The organism is Micromonospora sp. WMMA1947, assembly GCF_027497355.1.
Lineage (GTDB): Bacteria > Actinomycetota > Actinomycetes > Mycobacteriales > Micromonosporaceae > Micromonospora.
Map to the genome: position 1 here is coordinate 4,133,984 of NZ_CP114909.1, position 23,251 is coordinate 4,157,234.

The 23,251-nt window shown below is 72.5% G+C and carries 14 protein-coding genes, 1 tRNA gene and 2 pseudogenes; 6 read left to right on the plus strand and 11 right to left on the minus strand.

What is annotated here, in order from left to right:
- Nucleotides 1-6 precede the first annotated feature (6 nt).
- From O7604_RS19735 to O7604_RS19760, 6 genes and pseudogenes are all read right to left on the minus strand, one after another.
- Nucleotides 7-2,292, minus strand: coding sequence for a transglutaminase domain-containing protein (locus O7604_RS19735; RefSeq protein ID WP_281577317.1), 2,286 nt, complete (start codon nucleotides 2,290-2,292; stop codon nucleotides 7-9).
- A complete protein-coding gene (locus O7604_RS19740) occupies nucleotides 2,286-3,440 on the minus strand; it encodes a DUF58 domain-containing protein (RefSeq protein ID WP_281577318.1) in 1,155 nt (384 codons plus the stop codon). The genes O7604_RS19735 and O7604_RS19740 overlap by 7 nt, the downstream gene beginning before the upstream one ends.
- A 2-nt stretch (nucleotides 3,441-3,442) precedes the next feature.
- The gene (locus tag O7604_RS19745) at nucleotides 3,443-4,438 is read right to left on the minus strand and encodes a MoxR family ATPase (protein ID WP_269705207.1); all 996 of its coding nucleotides are present in this window, start codon (nucleotides 4,436-4,438) and stop codon (nucleotides 3,443-3,445) included.
- Nucleotides 4,439-4,462: 24 nt separating this feature from the next.
- Entirely contained in the window at nucleotides 4,463-7,027 is a 2,565-nt protein-coding gene (locus O7604_RS19750; protein ID WP_281579986.1) for a fibronectin type III domain-containing protein, read from the minus strand.
- Between the two features lie 206 nt (nucleotides 7,028-7,233).
- Nucleotides 7,234-7,674 (minus strand): annotated as a pseudogene (locus O7604_RS29595) (fibronectin type III domain-containing protein); the annotation flags it as partial.
- A gap of 2,628 nt (nucleotides 7,675-10,302) precedes the next feature.
- A pseudogene (locus O7604_RS19760) lies at nucleotides 10,303-10,758 on the minus strand (tetratricopeptide repeat protein); the annotation flags it as partial.
- 200 nt (nucleotides 10,759-10,958) lie between these two features.
- Between O7604_RS19760 and O7604_RS19765 the strand changes: the two are divergent.
- Nucleotides 10,959-11,042 (plus strand) — tRNA-Leu (locus O7604_RS19765).
- 536 nt (nucleotides 11,043-11,578) lie between these two features.
- Here the strand turns inward: O7604_RS19765 and O7604_RS19770 are convergent.
- Nucleotides 11,579-12,337: a recombinase family protein gene (locus O7604_RS19770; protein ID WP_281577319.1), complete on the minus strand. Its 759-nt coding sequence runs from the start codon at nucleotides 12,335-12,337 to the stop codon at nucleotides 11,579-11,581.
- Between the two features lie 479 nt (nucleotides 12,338-12,816).
- On the opposite strand from O7604_RS19770, the gene O7604_RS19775 reads away from it, so the two are divergent.
- Nucleotides 12,817-14,196: an aspartate aminotransferase family protein gene (locus O7604_RS19775; RefSeq protein WP_281577320.1), complete on the plus strand. Its 1,380-nt coding sequence runs from the start codon at nucleotides 12,817-12,819 to the stop codon at nucleotides 14,194-14,196.
- A gap of 103 nt (nucleotides 14,197-14,299) precedes the next feature.
- Here the strand turns inward: O7604_RS19775 and O7604_RS19780 are convergent, their stop codons facing one another.
- Nucleotides 14,300-15,160, minus strand: a complete 861-nt coding sequence (locus O7604_RS19780) for an ester cyclase family protein (protein WP_281577321.1) — start codon at nucleotides 15,158-15,160, stop codon at nucleotides 14,300-14,302.
- Between the two features lie 236 nt (nucleotides 15,161-15,396).
- The gene (locus tag O7604_RS19785) at nucleotides 15,397-15,837 is read right to left on the minus strand and encodes a MerR family transcriptional regulator (RefSeq protein WP_281577322.1); all 441 of its coding nucleotides are present in this window, start codon (nucleotides 15,835-15,837) and stop codon (nucleotides 15,397-15,399) included.
- Between the two features lie 78 nt (nucleotides 15,838-15,915).
- On the opposite strand from O7604_RS19785, the gene O7604_RS19790 reads away from it, so the two are divergent.
- The 4 genes from O7604_RS19790 to O7604_RS19805 all read left to right on the plus strand — a co-directional run bounded on the left by O7604_RS19790 (nucleotide 15,916) and on the right by O7604_RS19805 (nucleotide 21,079).
- Nucleotides 15,916-16,863, plus strand: a complete 948-nt coding sequence (locus O7604_RS19790; protein WP_281577323.1) for an NAD(P)/FAD-dependent oxidoreductase — start codon at nucleotides 15,916-15,918, stop codon at nucleotides 16,861-16,863.
- A 5-nt stretch (nucleotides 16,864-16,868) separates the two neighbouring features.
- Nucleotides 16,869-18,377, plus strand: a complete 1,509-nt coding sequence (locus O7604_RS19795) for an MDR family MFS transporter (protein ID WP_281577324.1) — start codon at nucleotides 16,869-16,871, stop codon at nucleotides 18,375-18,377.
- A 201-nt stretch (nucleotides 18,378-18,578) separates the two neighbouring features.
- On the plus strand, nucleotides 18,579-20,552 hold the full coding sequence (locus O7604_RS19800; protein WP_281577325.1) for an enoyl-CoA hydratase-related protein: 1,974 nt from the start codon (nucleotides 18,579-18,581) through the stop codon (nucleotides 20,550-20,552).
- A 71-nt stretch (nucleotides 20,553-20,623) separates the two neighbouring features.
- A complete protein-coding gene (locus tag O7604_RS19805) occupies nucleotides 20,624-21,079 on the plus strand; it encodes a hypothetical protein (protein WP_281577326.1) in 456 nt (151 codons plus the stop codon).
- On the opposite strand, the gene O7604_RS19810 is transcribed toward O7604_RS19805, so the two are convergent.
- Together O7604_RS19810 and O7604_RS19815 are read right to left on the minus strand one after the other, a co-directional pair.
- The gene (locus O7604_RS19810) at nucleotides 21,076-21,999 is read right to left on the minus strand and encodes an alpha/beta hydrolase (protein WP_281577327.1); all 924 of its coding nucleotides are present in this window, start codon (nucleotides 21,997-21,999) and stop codon (nucleotides 21,076-21,078) included. The two genes, O7604_RS19805 and O7604_RS19810, sit on opposite strands and share 4 nt — an antisense overlap.
- Before the next feature lie 146 nt (nucleotides 22,000-22,145).
- Nucleotides 22,146-22,856, minus strand: a complete 711-nt coding sequence (locus O7604_RS19815) for a response regulator transcription factor (protein ID WP_281577328.1) — start codon at nucleotides 22,854-22,856, stop codon at nucleotides 22,146-22,148.
- Between the last annotated feature and the right edge of the window lie 395 nt (nucleotides 22,857-23,251).

Here is a 23,251-nt window from a genome sequence, read left to right on the forward strand (position 1 = left end):
GTCCGGTCAGCGTCGCCACCGGAGCGGCCCCGGATGGACCGTCCACAGCACCTGCCGCCACCGTGACCGGGCCGCGCGCAGCGCGTCGGCGAAGCCGGCGCTCAGCCGTGCGGCCCGGTCCGCCTGTTCCGGCGTGACGCTGCCCGGCGCGAAGCCCGCCTGGTTGAGCAGACCGGCCAGCTCGTCCACCGCCGCGCCATCCGGGTCGCCGCTCGCCGCGCCCTCTCCGGGCCGCGCGGCGCGCGCCTCGGCGAGCGTCCGGCGGGCCTGCTCGGCGACCTCCGCCGCCGCCAGGTCCGGCCCGATCGGATGCCCGGCCAGGCGCAGCGCGTCGGTCAGCTCCCGCCAGGCGCCCGCGACCCGCTCGCCCGGATCGCCCACTGCCAGACGGGAGCGGGTCAACCGGCGGCGCAACGCGACCAGCACCGCCAGCACCGCCCCGACCACCAGCAGCAGGCCACCGGCGCCGCCGCCGACCAGCACCGGCGTGCCGAGCCCGCCCTCGTTCCGCGCGGGCGCGGGCGCGGCGGCCGGGGGAGTGGCGCTCGGCTCCTCGGTGGGCGCCGGCACCTCCGACGGTGGCGGGTCCTCCGGCTGCGGCCGGAAGTCCTCCTCCACCGGGCGGGGCTCGGAGTCGGGACGTGGCATCGGGTCGAACGGCACCCAGCCGACGCCGTCGAACAGCACCTCCGGCCAGGCGTACGCGTCGGCGGCCCGCACCGGCCCGTCGCCCCTCGGCTCGAACCCGACCACCACCCGGGTCGGCAGGCCGGCGAGGCGGCCGAGCACCGCGAACGCGGCGGCGAACTGCTCCGAGGTGCCCCGCTGCCCACCGCCGTTACGCGGTCCGAACAGGAAGAACGCCAGGTTCGGGTACGCGTGCCCGCTCGGCGCGTCGGCGGTCACCCGGTAGTGCTCGGCCAGGAACGTGGCGATCGCGTCGGCGCGCGCGTACGGGGCGCCGTTCGACTCGGCGAGCTGGGCGGCGAGCCGGCGCAACGGCTCCGGTGCCCCGTCGGCCACCCGCAGCACCCGGGCGACCTCGTCACCGGCGGGCACGTTCGCCGTGCTCAGCAGGTTCACGTCCGGGCGCTCCCGCACCGAGGACACCGCGTACCGCAGCCCCGGCGCGAGCCCTTCCGGGCGGATCAGCGTCCCGGTCGCCGGGTCGTACGCCACCCGCGCACCCGTGACCTCGCGCGGCGTGGGCACCGCCGGCAGCAGCCGCCCGGTCAGGTCGCCGACGGTGATCTCCTGGCGCACCTCGTCGGTGGCCGCGTTCGGGGCGGGCTCGGCGGCGGGCAGGATCCGCCCCGCGTTGCGGTACGTGGCACCGACCCGCCAGGTCACGCCGTCGTAGTCGCTGAGCACCGCCAGCCGGATCCGCGGCGGCCCGCCGTCGCCCGCGCCCGCGACGGTACGCACGTCGAGCAGCCGCTGGTCCGGGTTCAACGCCCACCCGGAGATCCGGATCAGCGGGTTCTCGTCCAGCGACTCCACCCGGGGCGGTTCCACGTACCGGCGCGGGTCGACGGGCCGCTCGTCGACCTGGGCGGCCACCACCGGGGCGAGCAGCGCCGCCAGCGCCACCACCACTGCGAGCCCGGCCGCGCTCGCCGCGACCAGCCGCAGCCGCACCGCCGCGCGTACCGCCGGATTGAGACCGGCGACCGGATCGGGCGCCGGGCCGTCGCGGCGCCCGGGTGTCGCCAGGCCGGCCGCCGCGACCGCCGCGAACAGCACCGTCGGGCCGATCGCCGGATCCGCGTTCGGCCCGACCACGTAGAGCGCGCCGGCGTACAGCAGCGCCGGCGGCAGGTAACCCAGCAGCACCCGCCCGGCCCGCAGCGCCACCTCGGCGGCGGTCAGCCCGGTCAGCCACGCCGCCACCACCGGGACCAGCACCGTGTCCGGGGCCGGCTCGACCGGGATCATCGCGGTGAGCAGCCGGGGAATCGCGTTACGGGCCGCGTCGGCGGTCACCTCGCCGAGCCCGCCCGGCAGCGCCGCGTGCGCGGCGGCCAGCCGCAGCGACAGCAGCGTCCACCCGGCCATCGCGGCCACCGACAGCGGCGCCACCAGCCAGGACGGCAGCCGCCGGGCGGCCACGCCGACCAGCACCGACCCGACGGCCGCGCCGGTCATGAGCCGGGTCAGCAGCGGGTCCGCGTACACCCGGCCCAGCACCACACCGGAGAGCGCGACCAGCACGATCAGCGCGGCCGGCACCGGCACGGCCCGCAACACGCGGGCCACCCGCTCCGCCGGTTCGGCCCGGGGCGGCGTCACCACCGGCGGACCCCGTCCCACTCGGCGGCGAACGCCGCGCCGTCCGCCGCGTCCAGCACCGTGAGGCCCGCCGCGCCGGCCGGCGTCGGTCCGTCCGCGCCGAACATACCGACCACCACCGACGGGTACGCGCCGCGCAGCGCGCCGACGTGCCCCAGGTCGTCGCGGCCACCCGGCCCGGTCAGGAAGACGAGCGTGTCGCCGAGCCGGTCCCGGCGCAGCCGGCCCGTCGCGGCGGGCAGCACGTCCGGCCCGGCGTCCGTCAGCTCCACCGCTGCGAGCCGGTCCAGCGGCCCGGCCGCGCCCGCCGGTTCCACCTCGGCCGGTACGACGAGCAGCAGTTGCACCGGCAGGTCCTCCCGCACCGCGGCGGCCACCACCGACGCCGCCGCCTCGCACGCCGACTCGAACGACTCCGCGACTCCGCCGGCCCGGCCCGGATGCGCCGACGCCCGGTTGTCCAGCACCACCACCAGGCGCGGCAGGCTCGTGTCCACGTTCTCCCGCACCATCAGCTCACCCACCCGGGCGCTGGTGCGCCAGTGCACGCGGCGCAACTCGTCGCCCACCACGTACTCCCGCAACGAGTCGAACGTGATCGACCCGTGCGGCACGCTGTCGGTACGCCCGTCCAGGCTGCGTCCCGCGCCCGTGGGCACCGCGGAGAGCGGGTGGATGCGCGGGTGCACCCACACCGGCACCGTGCCGCCGTAGCCACGAGCCAGCGCCACCAGCCCCAGCGGATCCCGGCGCACCACGCGCAGCGGCCCGACCGGCACCACCCCGCGCCGGTGCGTCGGCACCTCGTACCGCACCACCGTGTCCGCGCCCGGCCGCAACCGCAGCAGCGGCACCGGCACCATCGCCCCGGCGCAGCGGTCCTCGGCCACCAGGTTCGCCGCCCGCAGCCGCCCGGTGTTGCGCACCGTCAGCTCCATCGCCGCCGGCTCACCCCGGGCCACCCGGTCCGGGTCAACCCGCCGCGCCACGCTCAGCCGGGGCCGCCAGGCCGCGTTCACCACGGCGTAGCCGACCGCCACCGCGGCCGCCGCGCCGAGCACCGTCAGTTCCGGGTACGCGTACCGGAACCCCACGCCGAGCAGCACCAGGGCGGCGACGAGCAGCCCGATGCCACGGGCGGTGATCCCCACGCTCAGCCGTGCACCGTGGCGGCCTGGCCCGACGGCAGCGGCACCGGCACCGACGCGACCGCCTGACGCAGCACCTCGGCGGGCGTCACGCCCCGCACCTGCGCGTCGGGGGTGAGCAGCAGCCGGTGCGCGAACACCGGCTCGACGAGCGCCTTCAGGTCCTCCGGCATGATCCAGCCCCGGCCGTCGATCAGCGCGTACGCGCACGCCGCGCGGGTCAGCGCGATCACCCCACGCGGGCTCACCCCGACCCGTACCTGCGGATGCGTACGCGTCGCCGCCGCCAGCCGCACCGCGTACGCGTAGAGCGGCTCGGCGATGTGCACCCGCCGGGCCATCTTCACCATCTCGCCCACGGTGGCGGTGTCGGTGACGGCGGTCAGCGAGTCGGGGGAGCGGACCGTGGCGCCGCGCAGCACCTCCACCTCGACCGCCTCGTCCGGATAGCCGACGGAGAGCTTCACCAGGAACCGGTCGAGCTGGGCCTCGGGCAGCCGGTAGGTGCCGTCCATCTCCACCGGGTTCTGCGTCGCCACCACCAGGAACGGCTGCGGCACCGGATGCCGGACGCCGTCCACGGTGACGGTCCGCTCCTCCATCACCTCCAGCAGCGCCGACTGGGTCTTGGGCGACGCCCTGTTGATCTCGTCGGCGATCACGATGTTGGCGAACACCGGCCCCGGGTGGAACTCGAAGCCCCGGCTGGCCTGGTTGAAGATGGTCACCCCGGACACGTCGGAGGGGAGCAGGTCCGGCGTGAACTGGATCCGCCGCCACTGCCCCTTCACCGTCGCCGCCACGGCCCGCGCCAGCGTCGTCTTGCCGACGCCCGGTACGTCCTCCAGCAACACGTGCCCCTGCGCGAACAAGGCGGTCAACGCCAGCCGCACCACCTGCGGCTTACCCAGCACGACCGCGTTGACGTTGTCGGCCAGGCGGGCGGCCAGGGCAGCGAAGCCCTGGACCTCCGGCTGGCTGAGCGGTTCGTGCGTGTTCACGGATGCGCCTCTCGGATGGTGCGGTCAGCAGGCGGGCAGGACGCCGAGGTCGTCGCCGCCCTCCAGGTTGAGCCAGGCCCACGGGATGTAGGTCTTGCCCTTGTAGTCCACCTGGACCCACCAGGTGCTCTGCTTGTTGTTGTTGTAGATCCAGGCGTCCACGTCCTCGCCCTTCACCTTGCAGTAGGTGCGCAGCCGGTGGCCGTCCGGCACCCAGCCCGCCTGCCTGTCGTTGTCCTGCCGGGGAACCTCGAAGATCTCGTTGCCGTTGCGGCCCGGCACGTCCTTGTCGCAGTACGTCCGCTGGTCACCCGACGGGCCGTTCTTGCAGGTGGCGACGCCGTACACCGGGTCGGTGGTCTGGGCGCGGGACGCGGTGCCCTTCCCGGCGGCGTTGCTCGCGGTCAGCGTCACCGTGTACGCCGTACCCGGCGTCAGCCCGGTCACCCGCAGACTGGAACAACTGCCGCTCGCCGTCTTCCCGCCGGTCGCCGCCGTGCAGGAGGCGCGGCCACCGCCCGCGTCCACAGTGAACGTCACCGTCACCGACGTGGCGTCCGCCGACGAGCCGGTCACCGTGATCCGGGGCTGCGCCACCGTCCGCGCGGTGGTGCTCGCCTCCGGTCCCGGCCCGGCCTCGTTCACCGCCTTGACCTTCACCGTCACGTTCTGCCCGTTGCCCAGGCCACCCACAGTGGCCTGGACGTCGGTCACCTCGACGGACTTCCCGGCGGCCTCCACCACGTACTTCGTCACCGGGCGGCCGTTGTCCACCGCCGGGGACCACTGCACCGCGATCGTGCCCGGCTGGTCGGCGACCGTGGACGCGCGCAGCTCCGTCGGCGCCTTCGGCGTGGTGAACGGCACCACCGTGTTGCTCACCGGCGACGCCTTCGACCCGGCGCCCTTTTCGCTGACCGCGGTCACCGTGAACGCGTACTGCGTGCCGTACTCCAGTTGCCCGGCCGGCACCACCAGCTCCGTCTTCGCCGACTCACCGGCCGGGGCGCTCGCGCCGGCCGAGGTCGCCGTCACCGCGTACTTCGCGATCGTGTTGCCCTGGCCGTCGGCCTCCGGCCAGCTCACCCGCACCGTGCCGTCCGGTCGCGCCTCGGCGGCCACCGACGCCGGCGGGTCCGGCACCTCAGCGGTCGGCACCACCGGGTTGCTGCGCCGCGACGGCCCCTCACCCTTGGCGTTCACCGCGTGCACCGAGAACGTGTACGTCTCACCGTTGGTCAGGCCGGTGATCTCCAGGGCACGCTGGTTCGCGCCGACCTGGTGGGTCTGACCGGCGCCCTCCACCACGTACCGGGTGATCTCGGCGCCGTTGGACGCGGCGGCCTGCCAGCTCACCCGCGCCGACGCGTCACCGGCGGCGGCGGTGACCGACTTCGGCGCACCCGGCTTGCCGACCTTGGGCTTCTTCGGCGGGGGCGGCGGCGGAGCGACCGGCGGCGGGTCGCCGCCGAGCACGTCGTTGGCGTACTTGTCGACCTCACGCACCTGGTTGCGGTCGTCGACCACCTGCGCGGTGGACGAGTCCGGCGGGTTGATGAACAGGTGGTTCTCGCGCACCTCCAGCTCGACCGGACCGGGGCGGCCGGAGCCCTTGACGGTCTGCACGAGCTGCCCCTCGCCGTCGAAGGCGTACACCGTGCCGGTGGTCTCGTCGGCGCAGTAGAACCGGCCCGCCCACGCCACCGCCGGGCTCAGCCGGGCACCCGTTCCGGGCACCGTGAACCGCTTGACCTCGCGGCTGTCCCGCACCACGTGCACCGACCGGTCACCGGAAACCGTGACCGGCACCTGCGGCCCGCTGGTCCGCGTCGGCAGGTTGCCCGGCGCGGACATGCTCAGCTGCGCCCGCCGGGTCTGCCCGCCGGTCACCGTCACCAGCGACGCCGAGGTACGGTCCAGCACCGCGACGCCGTCGTCCAGCGTGGACACCACGAGGTCGTGCGCCGGCTCGGCCACGTCGTACGTCTCGACCCGCTTCGGGCTCAACCCCGCGGGCGGCGCGTCACCGGGCGTCTCGGGCAGCTCAGCGGCGGTGACCGCCGAGACGGTGCCCTCGCTCGGCACCGCGACCCACAGCTTGCCGGTGCCGTCGAACGCGCCGCCGGTGATGCCCGGCGGGTAGCGGACCGGCTCGCCCACCGGAGTCAGCGCACGCGGGTCGAGCTGGCGGACGATGCCCTGCACCGCGTCCACCACGAACGCCGCGTCCTCGTGCAACGCCACGCTCACCCCGAGCCCCGGCGCGGTCGGCGTGGTCGCGGTGATCTGCAACGTCGCCAGGTCCAGCGAGCTGACCCGGCCGGTGTTGAGGTCCCGCAGGATCAGCAGCCGGTCGGTCTGGGCCACCTGCATCTGGTGCCGCCGCCCACCCGGCACCTCCATCCGGGTGTCCACCCGCGCCGTGACGCCGTTGACCCGGGCCAGCTCACTGCGGGTGGTGCTCCACAGCCAGGAGGACGCGTCGAAACTCGCCACCGCGTTGTCGGCCGCGCCCAGCCCGAGCACCGTGAGGCCCATCGCGGCCAGCAGAGCGGCCACCGTACCGATGGTGACCAGCCCACCCCGCATCCGCGATCGTGGACGAGCCTGCTCCGGCCCGGTGCCCGTGACGTCCTCGATGGTGGTCACTGCCGGCTGCCTCCCCGTGTCGGTGGGGGAGGGGCGATGCGCACGGCCGAACCTCCCCAGAGCCGGGAGCCATCATAGGTGCCGCCCGGAGCCGGTGAAACCCGCACCGTCCTCCTGTGGACACCGAGCGTGTCGCCCGTGGACCGTCAGTTCGGGGTGCCGCCGCCCTCCCGGTCCGTGCAGACCTGACCCGAGGTGGCGTACGAGTCGGTCGAGTAGACCGCCAGCACCGTGAAGCAGTAGTCCAGCTTCGCGCTCAGCCCGTTCACCGTGTACCGGGTCTGCCCGGCGTCCACAGTCGCCATCACCCCGAGCTTCTGCCCGGCCCGGCCGCCCGCCACCACGAACGGCACCCCGCCGTTCGTCGGGTCGGTCCAGGTCACCGTGACGGTCGTACTGTCGTCGCGCAACGCCAGGTCCCCCGGCGGCGGCCCGGCCACCTTCGGCGACGCGGCGCCGGACGCGGGCACGGGGGCGGGCGGCGGCGCCGCCTCCCGGTTCAGCAACACCGCGCCGACACCGACCGCCGCCACCACCGCGAGCACCGCACCCCCGACCACGAGGGCCAGCACCGTGCGGTTCCGGCCGCGCGCCGGTTCCTCCGTCCCGGGGTACGCGGCCGGCGGCTGGTGGAACATCGGCGGGGTCGCTGGCCAGGCGCTCTGCTCGGGCTGGGCCGGCGGCTCCGGTCGCGTGGACTCGGGGAAGTCCAGCAGGTCCTCGTAGATCGTCATCGGCCGGTTCGGCTCGGCCTCACCTGCCGCCTCGGCCGGTGCCGGCTCGCCTGCCGCGTCGACGGGTGCCGGCTCGTCCCCCTCCGGGTCGGAGTCGGTGGGCCGGTCGACCGGCTGGGACGGGGCGACGCTGCTCCACGGCGGCGCGACCATGCCCCACGGCGGTACGGAGGAGCCGCTCACCGGTGCGGCGCTGACCGGTGCCGCGGGTGGTCCGCTGACGGGCGGTGGATAGGTGCCGGGGGGAGCGCTGACCGGTGGGTGTCCCGCTGGTGGTCCGCTGGCCGTCGGAGGGTAGCCGGGTCCGGGCGGCGCGCTGACCGGCGGGCCGGGAGGGCCGCTGACGGGTGGCCCGCCGGCCAGCGACGGGTAGACGGGTGCCGGTGGTCCGCTGACCGGCGTCGGGTGGCCAGGTGCGGGCGATCCGCTGACCGGGGTCGGGTGACCGGATGCGGGTCCGCTCGCCGGTGGGGAGTAGCCCACCGCCGGTGCGGCAATGACCGGTGCGGCGGGGGGTCCACTGACCGGTGGTGGGTAGCCGGGTGCGGGTGGCCCGCTGACCGGTGGCTCTGGAGGCCCGCTGACGGACTGCCCGGAGGGCCCGCTGACCGGGTGCACAGGAGGCGCGCTGACCGGAGACGCCGAGGGCGATCCGATCGGCGGTGCGCTGACCGGCGTTGCGCCGGCGGGTGACTGGCCGGCCGGCGCGGCGCTGCTGGGCGGCGTGCTGACCTGGGGGGCGACGGGCGGTGGTGCGGCGTCTGCCGTCGGCGCACCGGTGGCGGGTGCGCTGGGGGCGCCTGCTGAGGGCGAGCTCGGCCGCGTCACGCTCGCGGCAGCATCGCCTCCACCCGTAGCCGACGGGCTCACCGGCGGTCCGTCGACCGGGGGTTCGCCGGCGGCGCCGGTCGCTGCGGGCTTCACCGGGGTGCTGGGGGCAGCCGCTGCGGCGTTGCGCGCTGCCTCCTCTTCCAGCAGCGGACCGATCTGCTGCACCTGGATGGTCGGCTTGTCCCAGCCCGGTCCACCGGGGACAGACGGTGTCGTACCCCGGCCGGATGCGCTCGGCTCGGCGCCGATGGCCCGGTCCACGGCGGGCCGCGGGGGAGCGGTTGCCTCGGCCGTCGGTGTCGCCTGCGGGGCGGGCGCCGGCCGGGGCGGAACAGGCACCGAAGTCGGCGTCGGTGCGGCGGCGGTCGGCGCCCGTTCGGCCGTCGGCTGGGAGGTGGGCGCCGGTGGGGCTGCCGAGGCCGCAGGGGTGACCGGTGGCGGGGCGGGCGGGGAAGACACGGGCGGTACGACCGGAACGGCCGGGGGTGGTGGCAGGACGCCGCTCGCCGGAGCCGGCACGCGCGGCGCCGGTGGCAGGACGGTCGGAGGTGGCGGCACGAGGCCCGTCGAGGGCGTCCGCGACGGTGGCGGGGTGATCCCGGCGGAGGGCGGCGCGGTGACCGGCGTCGCGGGCGGGGGTGGGATGACCGGCGGGGGCGGCAGCGGGGGCGTACCCGCGGTTCCGGGCATCCGCTGCTGCAGCGGCGGGGGCGTGCCGGCCGTTCCGGGCATCGGCGAGGGCGGTAGCGGTGGCTTGCCGGCGGTTCCGGGCGCCGGCGTCCCCGCCGCCGGAACCCTCGTCGGCGTCCCGGCGGTCGGTGCTGTCGTCGGAGTGCCAGGCGCCGTCGCGGAGGTTTCCGGTGTCGGGCCGGGCATCGACGTGCCGGTGGTTGCCGGGTGCGGGGGCGTGACGGGGGCGCGGGGCGGCACCGGGGTCACCCCGGGAGCGGCGGCCGGCCGGCCGTACGTTGCCGGTGGAGCCTGGGTGGCGCGTTGGGCCGGGGGAACCGGGATGACGCCTTGGGCCGGGGGCACCGGGCGGACCCCGGGAACCTGCGGGGCTGCCCCGGCAGTCGGCGGCTTCGCTGGGGCGGGTGCGACGGGCACTGCCGGGAACCGGGAGGTGGCCTCTTCCGTGATGGGCGCAAACCGGGAGGTGGGCTCCTCTGCGATGGGCGCGAACCGGGAGGTGGCTTCCTCCGTGACCGGCGCGAACCGCGTCGTCGCCTCCGAGGCGGGCGGCGATGGCGGTGCCCACGGACTCGCGGGTCCGTTCGGCCCGGCGGCGGGAGGCTGGTGCGGCGGGGCGGGCGCCACCGGAGGCGGCGGCGCCACGATCCGCGGGTCCGGCGCGGACTGAGGCGGCTGCCCGGCGTGGGGCGCATGCGGTGCCGGGCCCGGGCGGGGAGCCCACTGCGAACCGGGTACCGGCGCACTCGCGGCGGGTGGCCCCGGGGTGACCGGTCCGGGCGGGGCCGGAGTGTGCGGGTGCGGCGGCGTGACCGCCCGCAGCGAGACGGTGGGCTCGGACACTCCGTGCCCGGGGTACCCGGAGGAGGCGGGACCGGGCTGCCCGGGTCGGCCCGGATGCGGGTAGCCGGGAAGGGGCGGAGCGGGGACCGGGCCGGCAGCGGCGGCGGAGCCGCCGTGGGAGGGGCCATAGCCTGCGGGAGCGGCGGCGGAGCCGCCGAGGTACTGGCGGGCTGCGCGTACCGCGGGGTGGTCCGGACCGAGCACGGCGGCCCCGGCGGTCGCCACGCGGCTGTAGTTGCGGCGGGCCTCGTGCCGGTTGCCGAGCTCCTCGGACACCCCGGCGAGGTCGAAGCTGAGCGCGAGCATCAGCGGGTCGGTCTCGCCGCGGCGGCGCTCGCCGGCCGCGTAGGTCTCCTCGAGGACGCGGCGGGCGGCGGCCGGGTCGTCGGCCTCCCGGTGCAGCCGGGCCAGCAGGTGACCGGTGGCCAGGACGTCCTGGTGGTCCTCGCCGTACGCCGGGCGGGCCGCGACGATCGCGTCGGCGAGCAGGCGGCGGGCGCTTGTCAGATCACCCGCGGCGCGCAGCGCGAGAGCCTGGTGCTGAGTGGCGATCAACGGGGAGGGGTGGGACACGCAAGCAATGCTGCCCGGAATCGCCTGTTGCGCGCTACCCACCCGATCTTTATGGGTGCTGACCTGCGCAAACATGCCGCGCTGGAGCTGATGTGCATGATCGTTCCGGGCCGTGTACAGTAATGCCCCGTGCGGCCCGCCAGGCCGACCGATGCGGTGAGTAGCTCACATTGGTCGACCGGGTAGGCTGATACGTGCAGGTCCGGGTGGCGGAATGGCAGACGCGCTAGCTTGAGGTGCTAGTGCCCGTATAGGGCGTGGGGGTTCAAGTCCCCCCTCGGACACGACCCATAGGCCCACGGTGCGCGCTGAGATCGGTTTCAGCGTTCACCGTTTGCGCCTCCGGGTGGTACGACAGCCGTAGGCCCAGCTGGCGGTAGACCTCGGCTTTGTCGGCGGGGTCCGCGTCGCGGAGCACGATGACGATGTTCCCAAGGGCCTCGACCAGCGTGGTGATCTATGCCTGGGCCATCCGGCGTGGTGCGGCGGAGTTCCCTGCGTGCAGCTCCGTTTCGGCTCGGGTCCGTTCGGCCTGTGTCTGGGCTATCCACTTACTGACGACCGAGGGGTCGGCTCCGGCGTTGAGGGCCGCCCGATAGCGCTGAAGTTTCGTGTCGCACTCGGTGATGGTCGCGCTGGCGGCGGTGATGGTGGGGGATGGGTGGTCGCCTAGCTGGGCGTCTGCTATCGCGGTGATCGTGTTCTGGATGTGGTCGGGGTGGAACGCGGTGATGAGCCAGGTGTCGAGTGGGTCGGTGAGGGTTTCATCGCGGAGGTAGACGTTGCGGGGGTGGGTGACGTCGTTGGCGAGGGCGTATTCCTAGGGGAAGCGGCAGCGGTAGTAGGCGGCGCCGTGGTTGTACTGGCCCTGCATCCGGCGGTTGCAGGCGGCGCAGTAGATCAGGCCGGGGAAGACGTACGGGTTGCGGGCGCGGCGTTGCCGTTGCGGAAGGTCCAGACCCAACCGGTGTCGTGCGAGCAGTGCCTGCGCCTGTTCGAAGGTGGCCTCGTCGATGATCGGTGGGTGGGTGATTTCTTTGGAGACGAGGACCTCCTCGGTGCGTTGTTTGTTCCAGACCTGTCGTCTGGTGTAGCGGGGGTTGGTGAGGATGACCCGCACGGCGCTCTTGGACCAGGCGATGCCGCTGCGGTGGGGGTTGCGGGCCCGGTCGTGTGCGGAGGGGCAGGGCACGTGGTTGCTGGTGAGTGCTTGGGCGATGGCGTACAGGCCGCTGCCGGTGAGGAACTCGTGGAAGATCTGGCGGACGATCGGGGCGGTCCGCGGGTCCGGGGTGAGGCCGCGTAGGTGTTTGCCGTCGGCTGCCTTCGCCGGGTTAAGGTGGGGTCCGAAGTCCTGCAGGGTGTAGCCGTATGGGGGACGCCCGCCGAGGTAGCGGCCTTCGAGGAGGGTCTGGGCGGCCATGGCGGTCCGGACGCGCAGCTTGATGCGGTTGCGTTCACCTTTGCTCATGCCGCCGAAGACGGACATGACCAGCTCGTGGGCCTCGTTGTCCGGGTCGATCGGGCCGCCGATCTCCGGTACCCACAGTTCGACGCCGTACTGGGCGAACAGTGGCACGGTGAGACCGAACTGGTTGCCGTAGAACGCTCGGTGGGGTTCGCCGACGACGACGGCGGAGAATCCGCGGTAGGCCGACCAGCGCGTCGACTGGGAGCGCCGCGACGCTCAGCAGCAGCGCCAGTACGACGGTCATCCGAGTCCAACGGCGCGGACAGGGATATACGACGGTGCCAGCAGCCAAGCTATCCAGACGACGATGCCGGTGGCCGCGAAGACGGTGACCTTCGCCAGGGGCGTACCAACAGCGCCGGCGACAAGCCGACCACCGGGATGCTCGGCAACTCATCAGCCGCCACCGGGGGATGAGCTTCCTGGTGTACCGCCGTATCCAGGCACTCCTCGAGAACGGCGGGATCGGAGTCTCGGAGCACGCGGTCACCGGGCGCGTCCGCCACGGCCGTGGGCGGTCGACGTGCCCAAACAGGTGGCCCGATCGGCGCTGGGAACGGGTGTGGCGGGTCCGTAACGTCATCGTCATGAGCGTTGTGGTCAAGCCGAGCGCCCCCGATCCCGATCGAGGTCGTAACGTCATCGAGGACGATTCCGCCCACATCTTCCGTCCCTGGGTCATCCAGGGGGGCTTCCAGCCGCTGGCTATCGCCGGGGGCGAGGGGTCCTGGGTCTGGGACTATCAGGGCAACCGCTTCCTCGACTTCTCCTCACAACTGGTCGTCGCTAACCTCGGTCACGGGCATCCGAAGGTGGTCGCCGCCATCAAGGCGCAGGCTGAGCAGCTGTGCCTGATCGCCCCCATGTTCACCACCGAAGCCCGGACCGAGGCAGCCCGGCTGATCGCGGAACTCGCGCCCGACGGCCTCAACCGGGTCCTGTTCACCACCAGCGGCAGCGAGGCCATCGAGAACGCGATCCGGATGGCGCGTCTGCACACCGGCAAACACAAGATCCTCTCCGCGTACCACTCGTTCCACGGCTCGACGAACACCGCCATCCAGATCACCGGCGATCCCCGCCGCTGGAGCACGGACACCGCCAGCGCGGGCGTGGCGCGCTTCTTCGGACCGTATCTGTACCGATCGCCCTTCCACGCCGACACCCCGCAGCAGGAGTGCGACCGCGCCCTGGCACATCTGGAGCAGGTCATCGTCCAGGAGGGTGCGAAGACTGTTGCCGCGGTGGTGCTGGAGACGGTGCCCGGCACCTCCGGAGGGGTCCTCGTACCACCGGACGGTTACCTGGCCGGGGTACGGGACCTCTGCGACAGGTACGGCATCATGCTGATCTTCGACGAGATCATGGTCGGGTTCGGCCGTACCGGACGATGGTTCGCCTTCGACCACTGGGGCGTCCGCCCCGATCTGGTGACCTTCGCCAAGGGCGTCAACTCCGGGTACGTGCCACTGGCGGGCGTGATCGTCGGCGATCACATCGTGGACACCTTCCGGCAGCGGCCGTACCCCGGCGGCGGCACCTACTCCGGGCACCCGCTGGCGTGCGCGAGCGCGGTCGCGGCGATCACCGCGATGAAGGAGGAGGGCGTGGTGGAGCACGCGGCCTGGCTCGGGGAGAACGTGTTCGGCCCGCGACTGGCGGAGATCGCCGAGCGGCACCCGTCGGTAGGAGAGGTCCGCGGACTCGGCGCGATGTGGGCGATCGAGCTGGTCCGCAACCGGCAGACCCGCCGGATGTGGGTCGACTACGAGAAGCCCGACAGGCTGGCCCCGCACGCCATGCAGCTCTTCGGCGCCTGCCTGGCGCAGGGCCTGCTGCCCAACCTCTATTTGAACCGACTGCACGTCACGCCGCCCTGCACGATCAGCGCGGACGACGCCGAGGACGGGCTCGCCCGGATCGACCGGGCCCTCGCCATGGCGGACCAGCAGTACGAGCACGAGTGACCCGGGGCGCGACCGAGGGACGAGGGTTGTTCCGGGCCGCGCCGGGAATCGACACGGAGCAGGGGGAGCGCCACACAGCGCTCCCCCTGCTCCCTGACGAGGTCTAACGGGCCGGCGGGATGATGCCGAACTGCGCCACCGCCGAATAGTCGAAGACGTCCCAGTGCTCGGCGATCCGTCCGTCCTCGATCCGCAGTAGGTCCGCGGTGTGCAGCTTCAGCTCGCGTCCGGAGGTGGCCTCCCGGCCGCGCCAGCGGGAGAAGAGCGCCACGAAGTCTTCCTGGACCAGAATGTGATCGATGGTGCCGGTCAGGTCAGGGGCGGCGACGAAGAGCCCGGCGAAGAACTGTTTCATGCCGGCGAGTCCTCTGCCGGACTGGGCCGCGAACCGGTTGTGCTGGATGTAGTCCGCGCGGTAGTGCGCGTCCGCGTACTCCAGGTTCTGCTTCTGCATCACCTCTTCCCATACCTTGAGCACCAACCGCAGGTTGTCCTGCTCGGCCGGTGACGCGTGCCAGTCCGGCTCGCTGGCCGGCTGCTCCTGGTCCGGCGGGGTGATGCCGAACGGCACCAGGGCCGAATAGTCGAAGACGCTCCAGTGCTCGGCGATCCGGTTGTCCCGGATCCGGTAGAGGTTGGCGGTCTGCGAGTTGAGTTCCTTGCCGGTACCCGCCATGTGGCCGTGCCAGGCCACGAAGACCATGGCCCGGTCGTTCTGCACCACCATGTGCTCGATGGTGCCGGTGAGGTCTGGAAACATTGTCAGCATGGTGGACGCCCACTGACGTAGTCCCGAGATGCCGGGTGCGGCGCCGGGCTGGTGGTTGACGTAGTCGTCGGCGAAGAGCTGCTCGGCAAGATCGAACGCCTGGCCGTTGTATACCTCACGAAACAGTCGCTCAACGACGGCGGCGGTGGCCCCCGCATCGCCGCTGGGCAGCGGAGGGTCTTGTGTCGGGATCATGTCGTCCTCTCTATTCGTCGGGCCGCACCGGGAACTGACGATCCGGCTCGGCGCGACGACGTCAGCGCCCGCCGCACCACTGGTCGCCGCGCGATGGCGGTCCGTGCCATTGGGCAATGGTGCGGCGCGGCTGCCGGGACCGGCAGCGCCCTTCGACCCCTGAACGTGAGGTACCCGATCGGCCAGCACCGTGCGTTGACCGTGGGAAGGCGGCACGGTGGATCGGACGTCGGGGCTCAGCCCCGGGGACCGCCGATCATCCCGATCGGGACCGTCCCGAGGCCCGCTTCGGCGAGATGGCGGAATGCGGGGCACTGGGTGAAGTCGTCCGCCGAGCATTCGAGGGCGTGCTCGATCAGTTCCTTGGCCGCGGCCGTCTCCCGTATCCGCCGTTCCAGCTCGGCATGATGTTCGGCCAGCAGCTTGCGCCGCATGACGCCGTTCGGCGCGGCGAGCACCTCGCGGAGCTGATCCAGGCTGAGCCCGGCGGACTTGCCGCGCAGGATCAGCGTCACCCGAGCGATGTGCTCGTGGTGGTAGAGGCGCCGACCGTTAACCCTGGCGGCCGGGGTGAGCAGACCCACCGCCTCCCAGTGCCGGAGCACATGGGTTGCCAACCTGAACCTCTCGGCCAACTGCCCAATGGTCATCATCTTCGGCGTGCCACTTGACTTCATGTTGACATGAGATTCCAGAGTAGGAGGGCAGTCAAGCCGACAACGGAGAACAACACCGCTGTACGAGGAGGACACGCTGTGTTTGATGTGATCGTGATCGGTGGTGGACCCGCTGGTCTATCCGCTGCGCTGTGCCTCGGCAGGACACACCGGAGCACGCTCGTTCTCGACACCGACGAGGGGCGCAACGCCCCGGCGCAGAACGTCCACAACTTCTTCACACAGGACGGCACGCCGCCGACCGAGATCCGGCGCGTCGGCGCCGAGCAGCTCGGTCATTACCCGAGCGTACGGCTGCGGGTGGCCGGGGTCTCGGGAGTTGAGCGGAACGGAGCCGAGGCTTTCGCCGTCGCCCTTGCTGACGGTAAGGTCGAACACGGGCGTCGACTGCTGCTGGCCACCGGGCTCGCCGACGAACTGCCCGCGATCGACGGCATCGCGCCGCTGTGGGGACGCTCCGCGTTCCACTGCCCCTACTGCCACGGGTACGAGATCAGCGGTCGACCCATCGCCGTGGTCGGAGCCACCCCGGACCGGGTGCGGCTGGCCGTGCACCTGAGCCGTTTCACCGACGACGTCGTCCTCTGCACCGACGGCCCGGCCGAGTGGCCGCCGCCGATTGCCGGCGCTCTGGAGAAGGCCGGTGTCGACGTCCGCACCGAACGGGTCACCGCGGTCCACGCGGAAGGCCCGGACCTGCGCGCGATCCGGTTCGAGACCGGCCCGGAGCTGGAGCGGTCGGCAATGTTCATCAAGACCGTCCTGCGGCAGCGCTCCCCGATCGCCGCGCAGCTCGGCTGCGCCATCTTCCCAGACAGCGCGGTCGAGGTGAACGAATTCGGCCAGACCAGCGTTCCCGGCGTCTACGCCGCGGGCGACATGGCCCGGCGTTCCACCGTCCCGATGCCGGTCTCCGCGGTGATCGTCGCGGCGGCCAGCGGCACGATCGCCGCCGGGATCATCGACCAGGACCTGCTCAGCGTCGAATTCGACCTGCCCAACCCGTTCGCCAACGCCCGGAGCTGATCACCGTGACCCGAGAAGAGACCGCGTCGCCTCCGAGCGACATGGTGGGAGACCAGGGCGCCGGAGCCGGCCGTAGCAACGTTCCGCTGGCCGTGATCGGTCTCGCGCTCGGCATCCTGGTCTCGGTGCTGGACCAGACGGTGGTGTCGATCGCCCTGCCCAACATTGCCGGCGACCTCGGCGGTATCGACAACATCAGTTGGGTGGTCACCGCGTACGTGCTGGCGTCCACGGCCACCGGCACCCTGTACGGCCGACTCAGCGACCGGTTCGGCCGCCGAGGCACGTTCATAATCGCGATGCTCGTCTTCACTGTGGCGTCGGCGCTCTGCGCGTTGGCCGACACCATGGGCCAGTTGATCGTGTACCGCGCCGTGCAGGGGGTGGGCGCCGGCGCGCTGTTCGCGATCCCCACCATCGCGCTCTCCGAACTGGTGAAGCCGGAGAGCCGAGGACGGATGCAGGGCGCGGTCGGTGCCCTGTTCGCCATCGCCAGCCTGGCCGGCCCGCTCGTCGGCGGCGCGCTCACGGATGCGGCCGGATGGCGGTGGATCTTCTACATCAACCTGCCGCTGGGCGTGCTCTCGATGCTGCTGGTGGCCTTCGCTCTGCGGCTGCCCCGGCCGACCAGCCGGCCGAGCATCGACTTCCTGGGCTCCGCGCTCCTGGTCGGCGCCGTCGTGGCGCTGCTGTTGACCACCGAATGGGGCGGTCGTACCTACGACTGGCTGTCCGGCACGATTCTGAGCCTGGCGGTCGGCGCGGCGGCGCTGTTCGCGCTGTTCGTCTTCTGGGAGCGGCGGGCGGTATCTCCGGTCGTGCCGATGCGTCTGTTCAGCAACCCGACCGTCCGGCTCATCCTGCCGGCCACGGCCGTGCTCGGCGCGCTGCTCTACGGATCGATCGTCTTCCTGCCGACCTATCTGCAGAGCGCGTTCGACATCAGCGCCACCGTGGCCGGGCTCGGCATCAACCCGTACATGCTGACCTTCGTGGTGGCCTCTTTCCTCTCAGGGAGCCGGGTCAGCGCCAACGGCAACGCACGTCCGTTCCTGATCGCCGGCCCGATCGCCATCGCCGTCGGCTTCGGGCTGCTGAGCCTGCTCGACGCCGACAGCAACTACGGCATGGTCGTCGTCGCGCTGCTCGTCATGGGCGTCGGCGTCGGCTTCATCATGCAGCTGCTCGTCACGGTCGCGCAGAACGCCGTGCAGCCCGCGGACCTTGCCGCCACGTCGGCGGCGATCCTCTCCATCCGGGGTCTCGGCATGTCCCTCGGCGTGGCGCTCTTCGGCAACCTGCTCAGCCGCCAACTCGGCCCGGACGCGCAGGCGGGCCCGGAAGTGGCCAACGCCATCCCCGACGTGATGGTGTGGGGCATCCCGCTGGCGCTGCTGCTGCTCGCGCTGACCGTGGCGGTGCCGGCCAAGACACTCGGCAGCAAGTCCATGCCGGCCGACGCAGGGCCCGCCGGGCCCGCCGACGCCGACGCGGACGTCCCGGCACGTGGCTGACCCGTACGGCCGTCGGCTGCACCATCCCGGAGCTGTCTCCCGCCGCGACCCCGTTCGTCGCGGCGGGAGGCAGATCGCGAGCTGTCCAGGTGACCGGGCCCGACCCGGGGACCAGCCATCTCGGGCGGCGCGTCGATGTACCCGTTCTGGTTACCCGATCGGCGCTGGGAACGACTGGACTGGCTCCGTAGCGTCACCGACATGACCACACTGGACGCACCTCCGCTGCCCACCGAGACCGTCACCACCACGGCGTTCGACCTCGTCGATCTGCCTGCCGACGCGGGCCGGGTGGCGCTGGTCCGGCTGGACAACGGCGACTCACCCGGCCCGGCGATGCGTCCCACCACCTTCGGTCCGCAAAGCCTGGCCAATCTCGAACAGACCCTGGACACGTTGGCGGCGATGGCGGTAGCGGGCGAGATAGCCGCGGTGGCGCTCACTGGGAAGGCGATGATGTTCGCCACCGGGGCGGACCTGGCCATGGTGCCGACCGTCACCACGCACGAGCAGGCGCTGGAGACCATCCGGCACGGCCAGACACTGTTCCGGCGTCTCGGCGACCTCGGCGTTCCGAGCTTCGCGTTCATCAACGGTCTGGCCATCGGAGGCGGCTTGGAGCTGTCCCTGCACTGCACCTACCGGACCGTCTCCGAGTCGGCACCCGCCCTCGGGCTGCCCGAGTGCGCGCTCGGCCTGGTGCCCGGTTGGGGTGGCACCCGGCTGCTCCCACACCTGATCGGACCGGAGGGGGCCGTACGGGTCATCGTGACGGATCCCCTGCAGGACCGCCGACTTCTCGACCCGCGGACCGCGCACGCCCTCGGCGTCGTCGACGCGGTGCTGCCCGCCGCCGACTTCGTCGGTGCCTCTCTCGGCTGGGCGGCCGAGGTGTTGCGGGGACGGACGGCGGTGCCACGGCGCGCGCCAGCGCCGGCGGAGGCATGGGAAGCCGCCGTCGCACAGGGCCACGATTTCCTCGGCGCTCGCCGGGGCGCCACGGCGGCGGCGGGCCGCGCGCTCGACCTCATCGCGCTGGCCGAGAAGACCCCCGCGGACGAGGCTTTCGCCGCCGCTGCCGGGACGACCGCCGAGTTGCTGATGACCGACGAGTTCCGGGCCGCCCTCTATGCGGTCGGTCTGGTGCGGGCCGCGACGGGACCCGCCCTCGACGGTCGACTGCCGACCCCCATCCGGCGCGTGGGCGTGCTCGGTACCGGCGTCGGGGCGGCCCGGCTCGCTGCTCTCTGCGCGCGGCGCCTGCAGGTGCCGGTGGTGATCTGCGGTGCCGACGAGGTCGCGGCCGAGGGTGCTTTGCGGCAGGCCGGCGAACTGGTCACGGCACACGTCGGGGCGGACCGTGCAGGCACCAGTTCCGCAGCGCGCCAGCGCGCACTGCTCAGCAGCGGCGACGTGAGGGCTCTCGCCGGCGCGGACGTGGTGCTGGAGTGCCTGGATGACCCGGCCGCCGTAGGCGGCCTCCTGGCTGCGGCGGAGGAGGCGCTCGGTGATGCCGGCGTGTTGGTCAGCACGACGGGAGCCGTCCGGGTGGCCGACCTGGCTGGGGGCTTGCAGCGTCCACAGCGGCTGGTGGCCATTCGGCTGGTGCCACCGGTGGACACCTCCGGTCTGGTCGAGGTCGCCCGAGGCGACCTGACAGACGACGCAACCGAAGCCGCGGTACGGACGCTGGCACGCCGGCTGGGCAAGGTGCCGGTGCGGGTCGGCGATACGGCGGGTGGTGTCGTCGTACGCCTGCTCACCCGCCTGGTGATCGCGTCGCTGGCGGCGGCCGGCGGCGCGGCGCGGGCCGACGCGGCGCTGGGTCCCCTGGGGCTGCCCGCACCGGTGGCCGTGCTGGCCGACCTCGTCGGGGTGGAACTGCCGGCCGAGGTGGCCGACGCCCCCCGGGGCTCCGGTGACAAGGTGCGGCGAAGCGTCGCGGTCGCGCTCGCCGAGGAGGTGCACGCGATGCTCGCCGAGGGAATCGTCGGTACTCCGACGGACGTGGACAGGTGCCTGCTGCTCGGCGCGGGCTGGCCCACGCACCTTGGCGGACTCACGCCGTACCTGGATCGCGTCGGAGCGTCCGCGCAGGCGCACGGCGAGCCGTTCCTCCCGCCCGGCGTGGCGAGCCGACCCCGGTCGGATGCCGACGCATCGGCGTCACGGTGAAGCGCCTCGGTACGTCCGGCGGTCCGGTCCCGGGCGCCGGTGCGCGCGGCGGTGGGGACGGGACCGCTCCGATGCGGGGTGCCACCGCCGGTTCCCCGTCGTCGCGGGCACGCGCGATCCGCGTCTTTCTCCGCCACCTGCTTGAGATGCTCGTCGCGATGGTTGCCGGCATGGTGGCGTTGGGTGCCGTCTGGTCTTTCGTCCTTGCCAGGCTGGGCTGGACGCCGTTGGACGAACTCCCGCTGCTGGCAGCGCTGGTGATGGCCATCGACATGACGATCGGCATGACCGTCGCGATGCGGTACCGCGGACACGGCTGGCCGGCGATCGCCGAAATGGCCGTCGCGATGTACCTCCCGTTCGCGCTGCTGGCCGGTCCGTACCTCCTGGGCCTGCTGGTGGCCAACACGATGCTGATGTTCGGCCACCTGCTGATGGTGGTGGCCATGGTCGCCGTCATGCTGCGGCGTCGCGCCGAGTTCGTCGTCCGGCACGACGCCGTCGGTGCCCGCGCGGCGCGCGATTAGACCGTCCCGTCTTGGCGGTTGGGCGGGAGCGAGGGCTCAGTCAGCCCGAGGTGGTGCGCCCCGGCGCGAATGGCGGCGTCGGCCGGGAAGGTGGTAGATCCGGTCACCCGGGCGACGAACTCGCGCAGCGCCGCGCCGAGCTCCGCGGGGCGCTCGCACGGCGGCGTGTGGCCAGTGTCCGCCAACACCAGGAGTTCCGCGTGGGGCAGTTCGGCGGCGTAGCGCTGCGCGACGGCGAGCCGGATGGGCACGTCGGCGGCGCCGTGCACCACAAGGACGGGCACGTCGATCCTCGGGAGTTGATCGGAGATGTCACCCCTGCGGTAGACCGAGTAGCAGGTCTGCGCGATGTCGTCGCCGACGAGCGTGCGGAAGTGCGTGGTCCAGTGCTGGGCGGTGTCGGTGCCGAGGAAGCCGCGGGCGAAGTTGAGCCGTGCCATCAGCCGGGCCAGGTCAGGGGAGACTCCGTCGGCGATCGCGACCTCCACCATCGCCTCGTACGGGTCGGCGGTGCTCTCCGGTTCCCGGTACGGCTGGGTGGAGATCAACACCAGTCCAGTGGTCAGGTCCGGTCGGCTCAGCGCGACCCGCATCGCCTTCATGCCGCCCATAGAGTGCCCGACCCAGACGGCGGGCTGGCCGTCGGTTAGGCTCTCCACCGCTTCCGCCAGCCGGGTGGACTCCTCCTCCAGCGAGTACGCGGCGGTGCGCGGTGGTGAGCTGCCGTGTCCGGGCGCGTCGATGGCGATCAACTGGTGGGTGGCGGGCAGGTCCTCGATGACCTGCTGCCATACACGGCTGTCGGTGAGCAGTCCGTGCAGGAGGACGACGGGTGGTCCCTCGCCGCGTCGGTGCACTCCGAGCGACCAGTCCTCGATTTTCACTACCGTGCTGTCACTGGCGTGGTCGGTGGCTGTCACCCTGTCAGCCTTGTCTCTGCGGGCATCGCCGGCGAGAGCCTGACGGGTGCCGAGGTTGAAGCGGGACATCGTCGTGCCCTGTTGGGCACCTCGGGCGGTGCTGGGCACGGTGCGACGAAGCCGCCATCATCGGCCGGCCGGGTGGTCTACTGCCTGTCGGTCCGCTCGGCGAGCAAGCCCTCCTTCAGGGCGATGGCGACCGCGAGTGTCCGGTTGGGACTGTTGAGCTTCGCCAGGACGTTCGCGACGTGGCGCTTGGCGCCGTGCTCGGAAATGCCGAGTCTCCGCGCGATCTGCTTGTTGCTGAGCCCGTCGGCGAGCAGGAGCAGCGCCTGGTGTTCGCGCGGCGTGAGGAGCACCGCGCGGCCGGGCTTCTCGCTGCGCCGCCGGCGGACATTCGAGAGCAGTTCACGAGCGAGGGTGGAGGGGATGGACATCTCACCGCTGGTTATCCGGTGCAACGCCTCGTGCAGCCGTTCGCGGGTCAGTTCGGTCTGGATGAGGAAACCGTCGGCGCGAAGGTTTGCCGCCTTCGAGACATCCTGCTGGTCGCTGGTGTCGAGTAGGACGAGAACCTTCGTCCCCTGTGCGGTCGCCGCCTGGGTGGCGAGACTGACCGAGCTGCAGTCGTCGCTCGGGCAGGGCAGGACCACCACGTCGATGTCGCGCCCGCCCAGGTCGTGCATGAGCTCGTCGACCGTGTCGAAGGTCAGGAGGTCGGAGATGGACGGAATTGACAGGAGCATGCTCGTCAGCCCGAGCTGGACGACCTGGTTGGGAATGGCGACCGCGACGATCAGGTCGTCGGTTGCGTTGATATGACGACGATCAATGTCGTTGATGAAACCTCGGGTCATGTCGTCCCCCGTTTGGTCGGCTTCCGTGCTTGCGGTGGTGTGGCGGCCCGGGGGAGGCGCACACACGCCAGCCAGCGGCGCGCGTTCCGTGGCCAAACGCGCACTCCCGCTGGTGGCCTGCCTCCCCAGGCGTGCCACAAAGCGCTGAACTACTAAGTTTGCCTAGTAGTACGTTACGAACGTAACGGGCTACTCCCCGTTACACAACCGCACAAATGGCAATTGCTGTCGATCCCCGCCCCGCACTCACCCGCTGGCTGGGGCAACCCTTCGGCAAATTCCAGACCGGTGTCCGAACGGGCACTCCGTTCGGAGCCGGACAGGCGGTCCGTCCAGTCACGTCGATGGAACGGCGGAAGTGGCTCTTGGCCGTGCCCACCCCGGCCCCTACCGTC